Source organism: Ruegeria sp. BE10 (genome assembly GCF_056538905.1).
Genome location: NZ_JBQFTX010000002.1, coordinates 265,618 through 284,298 on the forward strand (window position 1 = coordinate 265,618; position 18,681 = coordinate 284,298).

Annotated in this window: 15 protein-coding genes; 6 read left to right on the forward strand and 9 right to left on the reverse strand. The window is 57.0% G+C overall.

The genetic code is table 11. The annotated features are described in order from the left end of the window. Position 1 precedes the first annotated feature (1 nt). The gene (locus tag ACR0M2_RS06695) at positions 2 to 391 is read left to right on the forward strand and encodes a VOC family protein (protein ID WP_480704346.1); all 390 of its coding nucleotides are present in this window, start codon (positions 2 to 4) and stop codon (positions 389 to 391) included. 133 nt (positions 392 to 524) lie between these two features. Here the strand turns inward: ACR0M2_RS06695 and ACR0M2_RS06700 are convergent, their stop codons facing one another. The 3 genes from ACR0M2_RS06700 to ACR0M2_RS06710 form a co-directional block, all read right to left on the reverse strand. Continuing rightward, positions 525 to 2,879: a TRAP transporter large permease subunit gene (locus ACR0M2_RS06700; protein WP_170358907.1), complete on the reverse strand. Its 2,355-nt coding sequence runs from the start codon at positions 2,877 to 2,879 to the stop codon at positions 525 to 527. A gap of 17 nt (positions 2,880 to 2,896) precedes the next feature. Beyond that, positions 2,897 to 3,823 carry a TRAP transporter small permease subunit gene (locus tag ACR0M2_RS06705; protein ID WP_480704347.1) on the reverse strand — a complete coding sequence of 309 codons (927 nt, stop codon included), beginning with the start codon at positions 3,821 to 3,823 and terminating at the stop codon, positions 2,897 to 2,899. A gap of 120 nt (positions 3,824 to 3,943) precedes the next feature. Beyond that, positions 3,944 to 5,026, reverse strand: coding sequence for a TRAP transporter substrate-binding protein (locus ACR0M2_RS06710; protein ID WP_480704348.1), 1,083 nt, complete (start codon positions 5,024 to 5,026; stop codon positions 3,944 to 3,946). 248 nt (positions 5,027 to 5,274) lie between these two features. On the opposite strand from ACR0M2_RS06710, the gene ACR0M2_RS06715 reads away from it, so the two are divergent. Beyond that, entirely contained in the window at positions 5,275 to 6,708 is a 1,434-nt protein-coding gene (locus tag ACR0M2_RS06715; protein ID WP_170396136.1) for a cache domain-containing protein, read from the forward strand. Next, positions 6,705 to 7,352 (forward strand): response regulator transcription factor, encoded by a 648-nt coding sequence (locus ACR0M2_RS06720; RefSeq protein ID WP_170349009.1) that lies wholly within the window; start codon positions 6,705 to 6,707, stop codon positions 7,350 to 7,352. The genes ACR0M2_RS06715 and ACR0M2_RS06720 overlap by 4 nt, the downstream gene beginning before the upstream one ends. 79 nt (positions 7,353 to 7,431) lie before the next feature. Here ACR0M2_RS06720 and ACR0M2_RS06725 read toward each other — a convergent pair whose 3' ends face one another. Together ACR0M2_RS06725 and ACR0M2_RS06730 are read right to left on the reverse strand one after the other, a co-directional pair. Next, positions 7,432 to 7,815, reverse strand: coding sequence for a bleomycin resistance protein (locus ACR0M2_RS06725; RefSeq protein ID WP_170349010.1), 384 nt, complete (start codon positions 7,813 to 7,815; stop codon positions 7,432 to 7,434). A gap of 47 nt (positions 7,816 to 7,862) precedes the next feature. After that, positions 7,863 to 8,708, reverse strand: a complete 846-nt coding sequence (locus ACR0M2_RS06730; protein WP_480704349.1) for a HalD/BesD family halogenase — start codon at positions 8,706 to 8,708, stop codon at positions 7,863 to 7,865. A gap of 425 nt (positions 8,709 to 9,133) precedes the next feature. Between ACR0M2_RS06730 and ACR0M2_RS06735 the strand changes: the two genes are divergently transcribed. From ACR0M2_RS06735 to ACR0M2_RS06745, 3 genes are all read left to right on the forward strand, one after another. Next, entirely contained in the window at positions 9,134 to 10,885 is a 1,752-nt protein-coding gene (locus tag ACR0M2_RS06735) for an acetolactate synthase 3 large subunit (RefSeq protein ID WP_170349012.1), read from the forward strand. Between the two features lie 59 nt (positions 10,886 to 10,944). After that, entirely contained in the window at positions 10,945 to 11,505 is a 561-nt protein-coding gene (gene ilvN / locus ACR0M2_RS06740; RefSeq protein WP_170349013.1) for an acetolactate synthase small subunit, read from the forward strand. Positions 11,506 to 11,795: 290 nt separating this feature from the next. Further along, positions 11,796 to 12,548: a helix-turn-helix domain-containing protein gene (locus ACR0M2_RS06745; RefSeq protein WP_480704350.1), complete on the forward strand. Its 753-nt coding sequence runs from the start codon at positions 11,796 to 11,798 to the stop codon at positions 12,546 to 12,548. A gap of 2 nt (positions 12,549 to 12,550) precedes the next feature. Here ACR0M2_RS06745 and ACR0M2_RS06750 read toward each other — a convergent pair whose 3' ends face one another. From ACR0M2_RS06750 to ACR0M2_RS06765, 4 genes are all read right to left on the reverse strand, one after another. Further along, entirely contained in the window at positions 12,551 to 13,333 is a 783-nt protein-coding gene (locus ACR0M2_RS06750; RefSeq protein ID WP_170349014.1) for a DUF2189 domain-containing protein, read from the reverse strand. 25 nt (positions 13,334 to 13,358) lie between these two features. Then, the gene (locus ACR0M2_RS06755) at positions 13,359 to 14,759 is read right to left on the reverse strand and encodes an amidase (protein WP_480704351.1); all 1,401 of its coding nucleotides are present in this window, start codon (positions 14,757 to 14,759) and stop codon (positions 13,359 to 13,361) included. Between the two features lie 172 nt (positions 14,760 to 14,931). Beyond that, a complete protein-coding gene (prfB, locus tag ACR0M2_RS06760; protein ID WP_480704352.1) occupies positions 14,932 to 16,056 on the reverse strand; it encodes a peptide chain release factor 2 in 1,125 nt (374 codons plus the stop codon). A gap of 90 nt (positions 16,057 to 16,146) precedes the next feature. Then, positions 16,147 to 18,633, reverse strand: a complete 2,487-nt coding sequence (locus ACR0M2_RS06765; RefSeq protein WP_480704353.1) for a penicillin-binding protein 1A — start codon at positions 18,631 to 18,633, stop codon at positions 16,147 to 16,149. Positions 18,634 to 18,681: the final 48 nt, after the last annotated feature.

Here is an 18,681-nt window from a genome sequence, read left to right on the forward strand (position 1 = left end):
CATGCGCCAAACACTATACGCCGTCACCCTTGTGGTGCCGGATTACGATGCAGCTATTGCGTTCTACACCCAAAAACTCAGCTTCACCCTGACGCAAGACGTTGACCTGGGCGGTGGCAAACGCTGGGTGCTGGTGTCTCCTCCAGGATCAGATAGCGGGTCACTGTTGCTGGCGCAGGCAGACGGTCCAAACCAGATCGCCGCAGTGGGCAATCAGACCGGAGGCCGCGTTGGCTTCTTTCTGCAAACGGATGATTTCGAACGCGATCACGCCGAAATGTTGTCCAAAGGCGTCCATTTCGAAGAAGACCCCAGACAAGAACCCTACGGTTGGGTCGCCGTCTGGCGCGATCCGTTCGGAAATCGCTGGGACCTGATTCAGTTCACCTGATCTGCCTTCATCTGGCCAAAAAATTTCTCGGGGTTGAATTGACGGCAGGCCAAGAAGGGACTGGCCCATTCAACAATCCAAAAAAGCAAAGGGGGCCAATTGGCCCCCTTTTCCGTTGGATCACAGTAACCAATCAATTCGGGATCAGATCCGGCACGATGGTCACAATCGACGGGAAGGACCACAGGATACCAATCCCCACCACCTGAATGATCACAAATGGTATGATCCCACGATAGATATGGCCCGTCGTCACCTCTTTCGGTGCAACCCCCCTTAGGTAGAACAACGCAAACCCGAACGGTGGCGTGAGGAACGAGGTCTGCAGGTTCACCGCCACCATGATTGTCACCCATTTCGGGTCAAACGACCCGCCATAGATCACCGGGCCCACGATGGGGATCACGATGTAGATGATCTCGAGGAAATCCAACACAAAGCCCAGGATGAACAGCACCAACATTACGATTAGGAAGACCGTGAACTCGTTGTCAAAGCTGCGTAGGAATTGCTGGATGTAATGTTCGCCCCCAAATGAGATTACCACTAGGTTCAACAGCTGCGATCCGATCAGGATGGTAAAGACCATCGACGTCACCTTGGCCGTTTCGCGCACAACCGGGGTTAGAACTCCGCTTGAGAACAGAACCCAGCAGGCAAAGATCAATCCGAACAGGGCATAGAGGTAAGCCGCGTAGGCAAAGATAAAGGCGATCCAGCTTTCGACCGAGACATCGCCTTGATTGATGCGCAGATCGAAATTTATGCCCATCAGCATGCAGATGATGACGGCGAAGGTCGACCAGATGATCACTTTCCCCGAACGCCCCTGATCCTGCAGCTTGCGATAAGCCGCCAGCATGATCGCCCCGCCGGCACCCAGCGCCGCCGCCGGTGTCGGGTTGGTAATTCCACCAAGAATCGACCCCAGCACCGCGATGATCAGAACCAGCGGTGGAAAGACCACACGGATCAGATCGTTGGTGGCACAGCGTTCAGCCGCGAACTTGCAACCATAGATCGCCAGCGCAAACGGTATCGCCATGATCACGAAGGCCACCCCTGACGAGGTCGTCGGCGCAATCAGCAGCACATCCACCAGCACCATCAACAACAGGCCGATGGATCCGATGATCAGTGGTTGTGTAGACTGCGACGGCGCAATGCCGCGGCCAAACAGCAAAGTCAGACCCAGCAGCACGACTATAACCGCGACACCAGTACCAATGGGTGCAGTAGCGGCAATCTTGGCCTCCTGCGCAGCGGCCAGCTCTTCTTCGGTCAGGCGCTGAGCCTGAGAAACACCGCCCGCCTCATCCAATGCTTGCTGCTCGGCCACGGCCTGATCCCAGGCGGATTGACCGTGCAGTTCGATCATCGAGACCTTGCATTCCTCAGATACGTTGGTTCGCAGCGAAGCACCCTCGCCGATATCCGAAAAGGCCGAGACAGTGATGTTCTGGCTGCCGATCACACCCGTGCTGCCCAGCAGAACGGCACCCACGATCAGCGCGACGGGCGCGCCCAGCAGCCATGTCAGGCCTTCACCGCGCGTGATCGGTTCACCGCCACCGCCGCCCAGTTCCACGGCCGGGGCTTTTTCGGGGTTCATCAACGCATAGCCGAAGGCATAAAGCGCATACAGCAAGGCCAGCATGATCCCCGGCAGCAAGGCCGCCTGGAACAATGTGCCGACCGAGACCACCGCAGGCTCACCCAGATAGGTCAGCGCGTCGGTACACCCGGCCTCAACCGCGCGGGTTTCCTGTGCGGTCGAATACAGATCACCAGCCAGCGTGCCTAGCAGAACAATCACGATAGAGGGCGGAATGATCTGCCCTAACGTCCCCGAGGCCGCGATCACACCGGTTGCCAGTTCAGGCGAGTAGTTGTTTCGCAACATGGTCGGCAGCGCCAGCAAACCCATGGTCACAACGGTCGCGCCCACAATCCCGGTCGAAGCCGCCAGAAACGCCCCCACAACCACGATCGACACGGCCAGACCACCCGGCAACGGGCCAAAAACACGCGCCATTGTGGTCAGCAGATCGTTGGCGATCTTTGAACGCTCCAACGTGATGCCCATCAGGACGAACATCAGCACGGCCAACAGGGTTTCGATGGATTGCCCGGCCAGAACACGTTCGTTGATACGGTTCACAATGAACGAGACGTTGCGGTCCAGCGCAGTTTCCCAGCCAGAGGGGAAGACCGGCTCGCCAATGGTTGGCAATTCCGGGTATCGGAAAACAGATATGGTGTCAGGTTTGACGCCCGAATTCACCAGATCCCTATAGGCCTGCGTGCCCGAGTCGATGGCCTGATGCACCAGCAACCCGGCACTGTCCAATGCCGCGATGATCCCGAATGAGATGATACCAGCCCCACCGATGGCAAATGCCACCGGGAACCCGGAAAGGATGCCTCCGAAAAGGCAGAAAAATACGATAATGAGGCCTATCTCGACGCCATCAAGTCCGAATAGCATTGTCTGGTTCTCCGTCCCTAATGCGCGCCTTCGTAGGCTTCTTCACCCTCACCAAGGCTATCCTTGTCGAGGTATTTTTCAGCACTGTCCGGTCCTTCCACGTATTCAAGATACGACCGGTACAGGAATGCGATCGCATGCAGGAACACCATTCCCGCAAAAAAGACCAGCAGGACCTTGAACAGGAAATACGCATTGAAGCCATTTGGGCTGAAACCTATGGTTTCGACATTCCAGCGCAGCGCGCGGGATTTCATAACCAAACGGTCCAAGGTGTCACTTGCCGATGGCTTCGGCACGATCAGGTGCCGCCACATGAAGTACCAGCCATACATCCATGTCAGCACCGCCATTGGCATCATGAACAGCAGCGAACCCAGCATATCGATCACGCGTTTGGCTCGGTGGCTAATGCCAGCATAGATCAGGTCAACCCTGACGTGCCCACCCTGAACGAATGTGTAGGTACAGCACAGGCAGACTACCATGGCGTTGTAAAGCTTTAGCTCTTCGGCATACCAGCTGATGTCCAACTGGAGCGGAATACCCAGACCGAAGGCTATATCCGGTCGGGTGAAGATCCGTTGCATGAAAACGATTACGATCTGCTGCAGCACCATCAGCAGGCCTGCCCAGGCAAAGAACCGCCCGGTGGTGTTGGCGAACCCTTCAAGGCCCCGCACCATCCCCCACATGAAATTCCGGTAGCACAGCCCAATGACAGTCAAAACCAGGAAGATGGTGAAAACCACAAAGAAGAACTCAACCGATCCGCCATAATAGACGAAGCGCATAATGGCCTCTTTGTCCGACCAGTCTAGCCAGAGCTGCGGATGCGTGATGGCGTATCCGAAATTATAGAAGGCTTCGGCAATGTTCTGAACGAACCAAACAAGTCCGTTCCACAGGGCGCCGAAGAACGAGAAACCGTTTTCGTCCTGCATGTTGTCCCCAGGTCTCGTCAGTTGCACTGCTGATTATAACGGGTTTGATAGGTCCGTGCATTTGCAACAGGAAAGGGTTCCCCGAACAAGCGGGGAAACCAATTGATTAATGTCTGAGATTTAACCCAGAACGCGATTACGCTGCTCTGTGTAGATTCCTTCGGAGATGGACAGCCAACCGGAAGTGTTCGTTACCGCGTCTTTGACACTGTCATGGATTTTCGCAAACAGGTCGTCGCTGCGATAACCTTCCATAACTTCCACAGTCTTCTCACCAAAGGCATCCCAAACTGAATCCGGGAACTCCTGAACTTCTACGCCTGCTGCGCGCAACCGGCCCAATGCGGGGCCGTTGTTAGACAGGAATTGAGCATAGTTCCACTGGTTGGTTTCAGCGGCTGCAATCTCAATAATTCTCTGCTGAGCATTGCTGAGGCCATCAAATACGTCGCGGTTGGTTGCCAGCGACAGACCCACACCCGGTTCATGGAAACCTGCGGTGTAGTAGGTTTTCGTGATCTCGAAGAAACCAGCCTTTTCGTCCGCCCACGGTCCGATCCATTCGGTGGCATCAATGGCACCCGACGACAGTGCCTGATACACTTCTGATCCAGGAATGTTCTGAACAGACGCACCCAGCTTTCCGATGACTTCACCACCAAGACCAGGCATGCGCATTTTTAAACCATTGAAATCGTCAGGACTATTGATCGTTTTCGAGAACCAGCCGCCCGCTTGTGCGCCGGTGTTGCCGGCAATGAATGATTTCAGGCCAAAAATTTCACCCAGTTCATCATGCAGTTCGTGACCGCCTTGCTGATAGTACCAGGTGTTGAATTCCTGCGTGGTCATCCCGAATGGCACGCCAGTGAAGAAAGCATAACCAGGGTGCTGACCCACGAAATAGTAATCGGCGGCATGGTACATATCAGCTTGACCCGACGACACCGCGTCGAAAACTTCGAACGCACCAACCAATTCACCCGCCGCTTTGATTTCAACTGTCAGATTGCCGTCCGACATTTCGGTAATCATGTCGGCCGAACGCTGTGCCGCATCAAAAACACCTGCAAGGCCACGACCCCACGAGGTGACCATGGTCAGCGTACGCTTGCCCTGCGCAAAAGCCGGAGCCGCCAGCGTGGTGGCCGCAACTGCCGAACCGCCCAGAGCAGATGTTTTTAGAAATGAACGACGATCCATGTGAGTGTTCCTCCCAACTTTCTCTTGACCCGGGTCAATGCCGGGCTTTGTCGTTATCAGTGCGCGCCAGACTAATGAGCATGTGTTGAAAGTGAATACCTACTACTACGTAGACGAAGGTAAATTTGACTGTTTCTGCCGATGAAACTGCGTCGATTTAAGCCATTTCTTCGTGTTCTCAAGCATTTCAGCATGCGCAGTTTCATAAAGTTTTGCATTTTCCCTCTCTGTTTCGTATCGATTCGACCATGAGGGGATTTCGCAATCTGATTTCGCTGACATACGGCCAGAAACTATCGCTTGTTGCCGCGATTCCACTGGTCGTCGCGGTGGCCGCAATTGCATTGTTGGTTGCCTATGAATCCCGAGCAACCGCCCAACGCGAGATTCAGGCGTTGGAGCACCGTTTGATAGAAGCTAAGAAAGAAGAGCTTCGGAACTACGTCACGCAGGCACGGAATGGCTTTGCCTATATCTATGGGCGCGCGTCTCCGGATGATCGTGATGCTAAGAATCTGGTGACCCAAATCCTGTCGGCCATGATCTACGGTAAGGACGGTTTCTTTTTCGTTTATGACTATGACGGCACCAATCTGGTCAGCCCACGCCAGACAGAGTTCATCAACCGCAATTGGGAGGGTCTGAGCGACAGTGACGGCACGCCAATTGTAGAAGAATTCATCCGCCTCGCCCGGCAAGGGTCGGGGTGGCACAATTTTATGTGGCAAAAACCATCGACCGGGGAAGAGGCGCAGATGATTGCCTATGTCGTGGGCTTGCAGGACTGGCGCTGGGTTGTTGGCACCGGTGTCTTCATCGACGACATAGTGGCGACCGTTGCCAACGCCCGCGCCGAGGTTGAGGCCCGCGTGCAACGGACGTTTATGTATATTGGCGGCATCGTTCTGGCAGCGGTGCTGGTCGTTTTTGCCTCGGGCATGTTCCTGAACTTTCGAGAAAGGCGGCTGGCGGATGCCAAGCTGAAGGACCTGACGCAACGGGTTCTCGACGCGCAAGAGGAAGAGCGGGGCCGAGTGGCGCGCGAACTGCATGACGGGATCAGCCAGATACTCGTCGGTGTACGCTACGCGCTGGACAATGCCCGGCGGCGGCTTGCGCGGGGCGATGACGACGGGGCCCACGCCCCATTGGACAAGGGGATCGAGCATCTCGGCACCGCAATCACCGAGGTGCGCCGCATCAGCCGCGATTTGCGCCCAGGTGTGCTGGACGATCTGGGCCTTGGCCCCGCAGTGAAGGCGCTGACCGACGATTTCCGCGAGCGTACGGGGATTGAGACCGAATTCTCGACCGTCGTGTTTCGAAACCGGTTGGATCAGGACGCCAAGATCGCCCTTTACCGTATCGCACAAGAAGCCCTGACCAATATCGAACGCCACGCCGACGCAACGCATGTTACAATTGATCTGCGCGGTCACAAAAAGGGTGCCACCATGCGCATCACCGACAATGGTCGCGGCCTGCCCCGCGAGGCTGAAGGCGTCAGCACCGGGATCGGGCTGCGCAACATGCAGGAACGCATCGAACAGCTTGACGGATCACTGCGTATTCTGTCATCACGCAGCCCGCACGGCGGCACCGTGATCGAGGTTACCCTGCCGCTTAGCCACTTGCTTCCGCCGCAGGAAGACGCAACTCCGAACCGAAAGGCCGGTACATGAGCGCACAGTCGATCCGGGTCCTGATCGTGGATGACCACCCGATGGTGGCTGAAGGGATTCAGTCGATCCTTGAAAGCTATCCCGACATCGAAGTGGTCTGCACACTTGGCACCGGGCAAGAGGCCGTCGATCAGGTAGCCGATCTGTCCCCCGATGTGATCCTGATGGATCTGAACATGCCTGGCCTAGGCGGGCTCAGCGCCACCGAGATGATTTTGGAGCGCCTACCCGAGACCCGCATCCTGATACTGTCGATGCATGACAGCCCCGAATATATTTCGACCGCACTGAACCACGGCGCCAAGGGTTATGTCCTCAAAGACGTACCGACGGACGAGATCAAACAGGCCATCGACGCGGTGATGCGCGGCGAGCAATACCTTTGCACCGGTGCCAGCGGGTCGCTGCAGCCCAAACAAGACAGCGCACGTGAGGCGCTGACCGGCCGTGAGCAGACCATCCTGCTGGAACTGGCGCAGGGAAAATCCAACAAAGAGGTGGCGCAGACCTTGGAAATCTCTGTGCGCACGGTGGAAACTCACCGCAAGAACATCAAACGCAAATTAGGTATCTCATCCACTGCAGGCCTTACCCGTTACGCGCTGGAACACGGAGTCTTGCAAGGCACCAGCCCCGGTTTCTAAGCACACCCGCGGCGCGCAGCGCTGCTCGGCCCAACCGGCGGAGATAAGCCGCAGGCGTATCGACAACGGGCGGGAGGGCCTACCCCCTCGGGCTGATATCCTGTCCAAAGAATACCAACGTCCCGTCTTCGTCGATAACGTGAAACTCGCGCTGCAGATAGGGTTGATCAAACGGCGGGCGCACGCGCCCTTCGGGTAGATCAGCCAATCCCGGCAGCAAGCTGTCGTACAAATCGTCGATTTCGTCGACGTCTATGTAAAACGACTGATCTTCTCCCAACGGGCGACCATCATCGCGCGGCGGGCATTCCAATAGCCGAATGGCCACGGACCCCAATGACAAAAAAGCGTAATTGTCCTGCCGAAACCCGCAAGAAAATCCCAAACGATCGCAATAGAAATCAATCTGCTTTTGCAGGGAGGAACACAGAACAAATGGCGTAAGCTGTATAATCTTAGGCATCGGACCCTCCGGTCGCTGAAAACCTCTTTATTTTAACCCCAGAATTTTCAGTCCAGCAATTGATCCTTTCGCATCCCTTCACGCGCATGATGATGCGGTAACACACGCCCATAAAGCTGTCGTGTGCGTTCAACCCCGCCGCACATCCCTTCGGCTTCAACGAATGAGAAAATCCCAACGTATCGGGTGCGCGCACCCGTTACTGGGGCCACCCTGTGCAGCGCGTACCGTCCCTTGAAAATCTGTAGGTCCCCCGGTTGCAACTCCAGCTCTCGGACCCGTGCCCTGTCTCCGTCCAAAACCGAGGCCACGGACTTAAAATTTTCATCCTCGGCCGTGCGCAGGTTCGGCACATATTCAAAGGTGCCTCCAACTTCTCCGTTCTGGATGGCCAGCGTAACGGTGTAGTTGTTGGTGTCGAAATGCCAGGGAAAGCCCTGCCCCTCTTCGACCACGTTAATGATCACATCTGCCAGCGGATCATCATAGCGAAAGAACCGATCCTCGGGCTCGTCCAATGCGTCACGGACAAAAGGCATGAACCATTCATATTCGTAAATCCGCCGCAAAGGACCCGACGTGGGGAAATTATCTGCAGGAACAAAGGCGTTTGAGCGGTCATAAAAACGGCGTATCGGATGCCCGATCCCAAAGCGCGGATCATCCTTGGTGAAATAGGCGTTGGTCCTGTTGAAAGAGCGATGCGCTTGTGGGGCAACCTCATCCGCCTCGCTCACCAGCAACTCCAAACCGTCCTCATGCACAAATCCTGGCAGAACCGCGCAGCCGTCTTGATCAAGTTCTTTCCGCACATCTGCAATCGTCTGATCATAGCCCCGCGACCCGGGCCGATCGATCGGATACCGCCCTAGATCTATGAGGTCCTGCAACATTCTTCGCCTCCCTTATCTGTTCAACTGAGACCAGCGTGCCGCACAGAACCGGGTCGCTCATGTCAATTTTGGACATTGCCTTGACGCTTTCAGACCTGCCAAATTCCAGCCCAAACCATCATGAGCGGGCAGAAATTCGCGGAAATTCCCAACCTGCGGCAATCTGCGCAATAAAATGTCGCAAAATCTGCATCTCAGGTTACAAAATTGGTACGATTGCCTGTTGACGCCCCTTTCGCCCGCCCATAATGTCCCTGCCAAGCTGAAAAGGAGCCTCTGGCGATGAAAGCGCTAGTCGTAATCGTAGGAAACACGCGCATGGGCCGGTAACGGTAAACCATAATCGAACCCATGCGCCTCCGAAAAATCTCGGGGGCTTTTTTTATGCTAAACGCAAGACACATGTCGCGAACGGAGCAAAGCAGATGACACGTGAGATGACCGGCGCAAAAATGGTAGTTCAAGCCCTCAAGGATCAGGGCGTGGACACGGTATTCGGATACCCCGGTGGCGCCGTGCTACCGATCTATGATGAGATCTTTCTGCAAAACGACATTCGGCACGTTCTGGTGCGCCACGAACAGGGCGCGGTTCACGCCGCCGAAGGCTATGCCCGGTCAACCGGCAAACCCGGCGTTGCACTGGTGACTTCTGGCCCCGGCGCCACCAACGCGGTGACCGGCCTGACCGATGCGTTGCTGGATTCGATCCCGATTGTGGTTCTGACCGGGCAGGTTCCGACCTTCATGATCGGCTCGGACGCCTTTCAAGAGGCGGACACCGTTGGCATCACCCGCCCCTGCACCAAGCATAACTGGCTGGTGAAGGACACGGATTCGCTGTCTGAGACGATGCATGAGGCATTTCACGTCGCCATCTCGGGCCGCCCCGGGCCGGTGCTGGTCGATATTCCCAAAGACGTTCAGTTTGCCTCGGGTGAGTATACCGCGCCAAAACCGTCAACATCGCACTACCAACCGGTTCTGAAAGGCGATCTGGAAGAGATTACCGAACTGGTTGCGGCAATCGAGACCGCAAAGAAGCCGGTCTTTTACACTGGCGGCGGCGTCATCAACTCGGGCCCTGCTGCCAGCCAATTGCTGCGAGAATTGGTTGATGCGACGGGCTTCCCGGTCACCTCAACCCTGATGGGGCTGGGTGCCTATCCGGCGTCAGGCGAGAACTGGTTGGGTATGCTGGGGATGCACGGCCTGTACGAGGCCAATCTGGCCATGCATGACTGCGACCTGATGATCAACGTTGGCGCACGGTTCGACGACCGGATCACCGGACGGATTGATGCGTTCTCGCCGAACTCGAAAAAGGCGCATATCGACATTGATCCCTCGTCGATCAACAAGGTGATCCGCGTGGACATCCCGATTGTCGGCGACGTGGCACATGTGCTTGAGGATATCCTCAAGGTCTGGAAATCGCGCGGCCGCAAGACCGATGCGGCCGCCGTCAAGAAGTGGCAGGCCCAGATAAGCGACTGGCGCAAGGTGAATTGCCTGGCGTTCACCAACAGCGAAAAGACCATCAAACCGCAATATGCGCTGCAACGCCTTGAAGAGCTGACCAAAAAGCACGACCGCTACATCACAACCGAGGTTGGTCAGCATCAGATGTGGGCGGCGCAGTATCTTGGGTTCGAAGACCCTAACCGCTGGATGACTTCGGGTGGTTTGGGCACGATGGGCTATGGTTTCCCAGCCTCTGTTGGAGTGCAGATGGCACATCCGGACGCGCTGGTGATCAACGTGGCCGGTGAGGCGTCGTGGCTGATGAACATGCAGGAAATGGGCACGGCTGTTCAGTACCGCCTGCCGGTGAAACAGTTCATCCTGAACAATGAACGCCTCGGCATGGTCCGTCAGTGGCAGGAACTTCTGCATGGCGAGCGGTATTCGCATTCGTGGTCCGAAGCGCTGCCCGATTTCGTCAAGCTGGCCGAGGCGTTCGGCGCCAAGGGCATCCTTTGCTCTGACCCCGCCGATCTGGATGACGCGATCATGGAGATGATCAACTATGACGGTCCGGTGATTTTTGACTGTCTGGTGGAAAAGCACGAGAACTGCTTCCCCATGATCCCGTCAGGAAAGGCACATAACGAGATGTTGCTGGGCGAGGCCGAAACACAGGGCGTGATCGATTCCAAAGGCTCGGTTCTGGTTTGACGAAATTTGTTGGGCGCGGCGGAGCGCCCAACACCACAAGAATGACGAAAGGGACGTAAATGTCTGCCCTACATATCAAAAAAGGCTCTACCCGCCATTCGGCCTATAACCTACGCCCGACCTTTTCGGACGTGCAGGAGCGCCACACGATTGCGGTTCTGGTCGAAAACGAACCCGGTGTCTTAGCCCGTGTGATCGGGTTGTTCTCGGGCCGTGGTTACAACATCGAAAGCCTCACCGTAGCCGAGGTCGATCACACCGGGCATCTGAGCCGTATCACCATCGTCACCACCGGTACGCCGCAGGTGATCGAGCAGATCAAGGCACAGCTGGGTCGTATCGTCACCGTTCACGACGTGCATGATTTGACCGTCGAAGGCGACGCGGTCGAGCGGGAGCTGGCGATCATCAAAGTGGTTGGCGCAGGCGACAAAAGGGTCGAGGCGCTGCGTCTGGCCGATATCTTCCGCGCCAACGTGGTCGACAGCACGCTGAACTCTTTCATTTTTGAAATCACCGGAGCCCCGGACAAAATCGACGCCTTTGCCGATCTGATGCGCCCTCTGGGTCTGGTCGAAGTGGCCCGCACTGGCGTTGCGGCCTTGCTGCGTGGCGAGTAACATTTACCCCACCCTGTCGGCTCGCGTATGGGTGGGGAAACTCTGGCCTGTCATGCTGCCTTGTAAGCTAAAACTGGCCGAATAACGTTTATTGGCGCCAAAGCGCCCAAAAAGATCACGCAAAACAAGATAAAGCCTATTGCGTTTGTAAGATTGGACGTTAGCCTCTGGGGGTGACGTGGCGTTGGGATGCGCCCGTTCGTGTCATCTGTACGATATGTGCGTTATGTCGACCGTCAGGTCGAACATGTTGCGTACTATAAAACAAGTCGCGAGAACCTGGGACACCTATGACCAAAAACATCCGCAACCCGGACGAATTGCGCAGGATGTTCGGCGCCAATCTCAGACAACTTGCGCAGCAATATACTTCAGTATCAGAGCTTTGCCGACAATTGGGGGTCAACCGGACGCAATTCAACCGGTACCTTGGTGGCGAGAGTTTTCCAAGACCTGACGTACTTGACCGGATTTGCCGGTTTTTCGAAGTGGACGCCCGTATTCTGCTGCGCCCGCTGGACGAGATCGACCGCTCTCCGACACATCCCGCAGCGTCTGCCCTTACAGATTTTCTGGGCTCGGGCCCCACAACACTGACCGAGAACCTGTTTCCGGCGGGGTTCTACTATGCGACGGAGACCGAACTGGATGATCCTAAGCCCTCGCGTCATCGGTTGTTTCACGCACGCCGGTTGCCTCAATGCACGCTAGTGCGTGGTTATGAGCCGCGCCCTGGCATGCCGAGCGCCGCTCCGACAGAACGTGAAGTGCAAGGCATCGCCGCCTGTGCTGGCCGGCAGATTTATATCCTGATGTCCAGCCGAGCCTCGCAAAACAGCCGTATTTATCTGGTGACGCGCGGGACCGATGAGCATTCGGACCGTTGGCGCGGGGTGGCTATCTGTTTGTCCAGAACGACCGCCAGCGAGACAACGACCCGGCGCATTCTACTGCGTCATCTGGGCGAAGACCCTTCGGCCGTTCTGGCAGCGGCGCGAACAGCCCGCCGTGCAGAACGCTCGCTACAGCAAGCGGCAAGCTGACGTCACGCAGCGTTTTCGCCCGACGCTTGAGTGATCAGCCGATATAAATGCCAGCTAGCATGCCCCAACAGCGGCAGCACAAAAAACAAGCCCAAAAACCACGGAATCATGGCTAGAAAAGTCAGGATGGCGATAAAGATTCCCCACAACAACATGACGCTGAAATGATCACGGACATAGCTGAAACTGGCGATCATAGCGGTCACGAAATCCAGCTCTCGGTCCAACAGCATCGGGATTGAAAGTACGGTGATCATATAAAGCACCGTCGCAAACACAGCGCCCACAACGCTTCCCACAGCCAACATCGTCAACCCGTTGGCGGTCAAATACACCTCTAACGAGGTCGACACGTTTGTCATCGTCGACAACCCCATGAACAGGGCAAAGATCATGTGGCCCAGAAAGAACCAGAATAAAAACATCACCACAATAATCGCGCATATCGAGGGCAACTGACGGCGCCCCTGCTGCACCACCACTCCGAAAATAGACTTGAATTCCAAGGTCTCACCCTGCTCCAGCCTGTGCGAGACTTCATACATTCCCACCGCCGCAAAGGGCCCCAGCAAAGGAAACCCGATAGCAGCCAGAACCAACCAGTACGACGTGCCCGTCTGCAAGGTGATCCAGGCCATGAACCAACCGGCCAGCACGTAAAACCCCGCAAACAGAAGCCCAAAAACCGGAGCCCGACGAAAGTCGGTCCAGGCCCGGCGCAGGGCTTCGCGCAACATCCCCAAATTCACCGGCCCCATTTCCGGAACACCAAATGGCTTGTCCATGTTCTGTCCTCCTCCCTTGCCGACCCTACGGTTGGGCCGGTCGTTTTTGCGGCCACATGGTGGCGGCGTGATAGGCTGCGCCAATCGACAGGATGCGGGCGTCGGAGCCGCGTGGGCCAAACACCTGAATTCCCATCGGTAATCCGTTGGCTCCAAAACCCGCCGGTGCTGACAGGCAGGGCAAGCCGATCAGGCTGACTGGCACCATGACCTCCATCCACCGATGATAGGTATCCATCCCTCGCCCCGCAATTTCCGTTGGGTATGGCGTCTCAATCTCAAAGGGCCAAACCTGCGCAGACGGCAACACCATGGCATCATAATCACGCATTAACTCTGCCAGGCATCGAAACCATTCGGACCGGATGACGCTGGCTTCATGCACTTGCATCGCCGTCAGAGTCTTCCCTCGGTCCAACTCCCATTGCGCCGTGACTTTCAGCACGTCACGTTGATCTGCAAGCGGCGCAAGGCTTGCGGCCACGCTCCAGGATCGCAGGGTTATCCAACTCTCCCAAAGGCGCTCAGCCTCAAATGGCGGCGCAACGGGGATGACCTCGGCCCCCAGCTGAGTGAACACATTCAAAGCACTTTCACATTGCGCGTGTACGCCATCCTCAAATGGATAAGCCCCTCCCCAGTCATCCAGCCACCCAATCCGCACGCCGCGCATGTCTGCCGCCTGCACCGGCGACACTATGGGGGTGGCCCCACCAAACGGCTGCCGCACATCCGGCCCTGAGATCACGTCCAGCAACAGGCCAAGATCCTCGGGGTTGCGCGCCATCGGGCCAAGCGTGGACAGCTGATGCAGAAAGCCATCACCTACCGGTTCCGACGGCACCCGCCCCCAGCTTGGCCGAAACCCGTAAACATTGTTCCAGGCCGCCGGGTTGCGTAGGCTGCCCATCGCGTCTGACCCATCCGCAAGCGCCACCATCCCGGTCGCCAGCGCCACCGCCGCGCCGCCGGATGACCCGCCGCAGGTCCGGGCCGGATTATAAGGGTTCGTCGTCGCGCCATGGACCGGATTAAAAGTATGGGACCCCAGCCCGAATTCGGGAACATTGGTCTTGCCGATCAGGATCGCTCCGGCCGCCCGCATCCGCGCGGCAATCAGATCATCCCTTTGCGCAACGTGATCCCTAAAAATCGGAGATCCCTGCGATGTTACGATCCCCGCCACGTTCACCAGATCTTTGACCGCAATCGGCAACCCATGCAGGGGGCCACGGATTGGACCAGCATCCAAAGCGCGGGCCTCGGTCATCAAATCATCCCGCTCGCGCAAAGCCACAATGGCGTTCGCGGCCTCGTTGACCTCGCCAATCCGCTCCAGCGTTTGCAGCATCACCTCTTGCGCCGACACCTGCCGGTCCGTCAGCGCGTTCAACAGGTCACTTGCAGTTGCTTGGCTCAGATTCATCCCAGGCTCGTCCCTTTTGCAAGGTCAACCTAGCCGGGGCATCCCCCCATTTAAACCCACTGTTTAAATGAATCTTTTCCGTTCCCACAGAAAACCGGGATCCGCTTCATCTGGCTAAAAATATATCGGGGGAGGCTCCGCTTGCGGAGACCGGGCAAAGCCCCTGTCCGTCCTAGTCGCCCTGCGCCTCGGACCGGCTTTTGCCCGCCACGTTCAACGCCAGTGTGGCTGCCATGAACCCATCCAGATCACCATCCAGCACACCCTTGGTGTCTGATGTTTCATAGTTGGTGCGCAGATCCTTGACCATCTGATAAGGCTGCAGGACATAGGACCGGATTTGGTTGCCCCAGCCCGCGTCGCCCTTGGCCTCGTGCGCAGCGTTGATATCCGCGTTGCGGCGATCCAGCTCTTGCTGATACAGGCGCGACTTCAGCGCCTTCATCGCAATATCGCGGTTTTGGTGCTGCGACTTCTCGGAACTGGTCACAACGATCCCGGTCGGAATGTGCGTAATCCGAACCGCCGAGTCAGTGGTGTTCACGTGCTGACCACCCGCGCCCGAGGACCGGTATGTATCGATACGGATGTCCGAGGGGTTCACCTCGATCTCAATATTGTCGTCGACCACCGGATAGACCCAAACTGAGCTGAACGACGTATGCCGCTTAGCCGCCGAGTCATACGGTGAAATCCGCACCAACCGGTGCACACCACTTTCAGACTTCAACCAGCCATAGGCGTTATGACCGGAAATCTTGTAGGCGGCGGATTTAATCCCCGCCTCTTCACCCGAGGTCTCGGATTGCAGCTCGACGGTATAGCCTTTTTTCTCGGCCCAACGCACATACATCCGCGCCAGCATCGAGGCCCAGTCGCAGCTTTCCGTGCCACCCGCGCCCGAGTTGATTTCAAGGAAGGTGTCATTGCCATCGGCCTCGCCATCCAGCAGCGCCTCCAGCTCTTTCTTGGCGGCTTTGGCCTTCAGGCTTTTGATGGCGTTTTCGGCGTCGGTGACAACCTCTTCGTCCTCCTCCATCTCTCCCAGTTCGATCAATTCGATATTGTCGCTTAGATCGGTTTTGATGGTTTCATAGGTTTCGATGGCATCAACCAACATCTGACGTTCGCGCATCAGTTTCTGCGCGTTCTCGGGGTTGTCCCAAAGGTTGGGGTCCTCGACGCGCGCATTAAATTCCTCAAGGCGGTGGGGCGCAGTTTCATAGTCCATACGCTGCGCCAGCAGCTCCAGCGACTTTTCAATTTCCGCCACGGTATTCTGGGTTTCGGCGCGCATGGTCTTGTCCCAACTTGCTCAATCAGGCCTGCGTGATAGCAAGAGGTTCGGGGCACCACAAGACAGCGGAGCCCCGAAACATATCGGTTATCAGTAAAGCCCACCGGTCGAGAGATCACCCTGGCTGGCATTGGGGCCAACAGTAACGGTATTCCCGGTTGATGTGGTCACCTGACGGCCGGTGTTGACCTCTTCGAACAGCGGCAGGTCCGAACCAACCGCAAAGCCGCCGTCATACACGCGGTCAATAAAGCCGTCGACGCCATCGCGGAAATACTCGGCAACGACATAATCCCCGGTCGCATCCGCAGGCAGGCGCGCGCCACTGAAACGGTCGATTTTGATAAAGTGGCCACCCTCGGGCACTTCAAACGGACCGCCGCCATATTTCTCGACAGCTTTTTCCATAAAGCTTTGGAAAACCGGGCCACACATTGTGCCGCCATAGGCCCCCCGCCCCATCGGTCGCGGGCGGTCATACCCGATATAGCAGCCGGCCACGATATTGGACGTAAAGCCGATGAACCACGCATCTTTGGATTCGTTGGTCGTACCGGTTTTACCCGCTGTGGGCACGGGCAGATTAACGACGCTCGACGCAGTTCCCCGATCCACCACGCCCTTCATCATCGACGTCAGCTGATACGCGGTGATCGCATCCATGACCTGCCAGCGATCGGTCACAATGGTGGGCGACTCGTCCGGCTCAAGCCAGCTAGAGTTACAGTCCACACACTGGCGGTCGTCATGTCGGTAAATCGTCTTGCCGAACCGGTCCTGAATTCGGTCGACCAGAGTGGGCTCGACCCGTTCGCCACCATTGGCGAACATCGCATAGGCCGCGACCATCTTGTATAGCGTGGTTTCCTCGGACCCCAGCGAGTTGGCAAGGAATGCACCCATCCGGTCGTAAACGCCGAACCGTTCAGCATAACCCGCGACAACCGGCATCGTGACCTCTTGCGCCAGACGGATCGTCATCAGGTTCCGCGACTGTTCGATCCCGGTGCGCAGTGGCGTCGGACCATAGAACTTGTTTGTCGAGTTCTTGGGCCGCCACAAACCCTGCGGCGTGTTCACCTCGATCGGGGCATCCACCACGATTGTTGCTGGGCTATAACCACTGTCCAGTGCCGCCGCGTAAACAAAAGGCTTAAAGCTGGACCCCGGCTGGCGCTGCGCCTGCGTAGCGCGGTTGAACACCGTATCCTGATACGAGAACCCGCCCTGCATCGCCAGAACCCGGCCCGAATTCACGTCCATCGCGACAAATCCGCCCTGTACTTCGGGAATTTGACGCGCCGACCACTGACCTTCTTCGCCGGCCATGACCAGGATGACGTCACCACGTTTGAAATTGGCGGCGAAATCGCCCTGCATCCATTTGATATCGGAACGGGGCACAACGCCGTCGGCTGGGCCGTTCTCGATACCGACCGTTAGGGATTGATCGGCCACGTTCAAAACCACCGCCGGATACCACTGCGTTGGCAGCACCACGTCGCGCGGGATTTCCAAGATCGCCAGCGCCTCGCGCCACTGGGCTTCATCGGTCAGTTTATCTTCGGCGATCACTTCTTTCGTGCCGCGCCATTTACCGCGTGAGCGGTCGTATTTCTGCAGCGCGGTACGCAGGGCCTTGGCCGCTTCAATCTGCATCTCTTCGTCCACCGAGGCGCGGACGGTAAAGCCGCCAGTAAAGAACTCACCCTCGCCGAAATCCTCGCTCAACTGGCGGCGGATTTCGTCGGTGAAATAGTCACGCGGTGGCAGCGCAGTGCGGAAGCTTTCGAAGTCACCGTTTTGGACCGAGCGCAGCGGTTGATTGACCTCGGTCTCATAGGTCGCCTTATCGATATAGCCATTCTGGTGCATTTCGCGCAGCACGTAATCACGGCGCGCCAGCAGGCGTTCTTTCTGGCGAACTGGATGGTAATCGGACGGCGCTTTGGGCATTGCGGCCAGTGTGGCCGCCTCATGCGGGGCCAGTTCCTGCAACGTCTTGTTGAAATAGGTCTGCGCCGCAGCCGTCACACCATACGAGTTCTGGCCCAGAAAGATCTCGTTCATATAGAGTTCGAGAATCTGTTCCTTGTCCAGCGTATCCTCAAGCCGGGTGGCGAGGATGATTTCCTTGATCTTGCGCTCGGCCCGGCGGTCGCCGGACAGCAGGAAGTTCTTCATCACCTGCTGCGTGATCGTGGACGCACCACGCACGTTTTCACCCTTGGATTTCACAGCCTCGACACCGGCAGCGATGATGCCGCGCGGGTCATAGCCTTGATGCGTGTAAAAGTTCTTGTCCTCGGCCGAGATGAACGCCTGCTTCACCAGGTCGGGAATTTCTTCGGACGGGGTAAACAAGCGGCGTTCCTGCGCGAATTCGTCGATCAGTTGACCTTCGCCCGAATAAATCCGGCTGATCGTCGGTGGCTTGTATTGCGCCAGCGATTCATGGCTGGGCAGGTCGCGCCCATACATCCAGAACACCGCGCCGATCACCAACGCAGCCATGAAGATACCCAAGGTGACGAGGCTGAAGATTGCCCCGAAGAACGAAAGAATGAAACGGATCACGTTACTGCCTTTTACTCGCGCTGCCGCCTATATAGTGGTGCCCCGGCG

Coding starts and splice junctions, on each gene's coding strand:
- ACR0M2_RS06700 (WP_170358907.1), bottom strand. CDS start 2,879: ATGCTATTCGGACTTGATGGCGTCGAGATAGGCCTCATTATCGTATTT.
- ACR0M2_RS06695 (WP_480704346.1), top strand. CDS start 2: ATGCGCCAAACACTATACGCCGTCACCCTTGTGGTGCCGGATTACGAT.
- prfB (WP_480704352.1), bottom strand. CDS start 16,056: ATGCGCGCCGAAACCCAGAATACCGTGGCGGAAATTGAAAAGTCGCTG.
- ACR0M2_RS06705 (WP_480704347.1), bottom strand. CDS start 3,823: ATGCAGGACGAAAACGGTTTCTCGTTCTTCGGCGCCCTGTGGAACGGA.
- ACR0M2_RS06715 (WP_170396136.1), top strand. CDS start 5,275: ATGAGGGGATTTCGCAATCTGATTTCGCTGACATACGGCCAGAAACTA.
- ACR0M2_RS06720 (WP_170349009.1), top strand. CDS start 6,705: ATGAGCGCACAGTCGATCCGGGTCCTGATCGTGGATGACCACCCGATG.
- ACR0M2_RS06755 (WP_480704351.1), bottom strand. CDS start 14,759: ATGAATCTGAGCCAAGCAACTGCAAGTGACCTGTTGAACGCGCTGACG.
- ilvN (WP_170349013.1), top strand. CDS start 10,945: ATGTCTGCCCTACATATCAAAAAAGGCTCTACCCGCCATTCGGCCTAT.
- ACR0M2_RS06745 (WP_480704350.1), top strand. CDS start 11,796: ATGACCAAAAACATCCGCAACCCGGACGAATTGCGCAGGATGTTCGGC.
- ACR0M2_RS06735 (WP_170349012.1), top strand. CDS start 9,134: ATGACACGTGAGATGACCGGCGCAAAAATGGTAGTTCAAGCCCTCAAG.
- ACR0M2_RS06710 (WP_480704348.1), bottom strand. CDS start 5,026: ATGGATCGTCGTTCATTTCTAAAAACATCTGCTCTGGGCGGTTCGGCA.
- ACR0M2_RS06750 (WP_170349014.1), bottom strand. CDS start 13,333: ATGGACAAGCCATTTGGTGTTCCGGAAATGGGGCCGGTGAATTTGGGG.
- ACR0M2_RS06725 (WP_170349010.1), bottom strand. CDS start 7,815: ATGCCTAAGATTATACAGCTTACGCCATTTGTTCTGTGTTCCTCCCTG.
- ACR0M2_RS06730 (WP_480704349.1), bottom strand. CDS start 8,708: ATGTTGCAGGACCTCATAGATCTAGGGCGGTATCCGATCGATCGGCCC.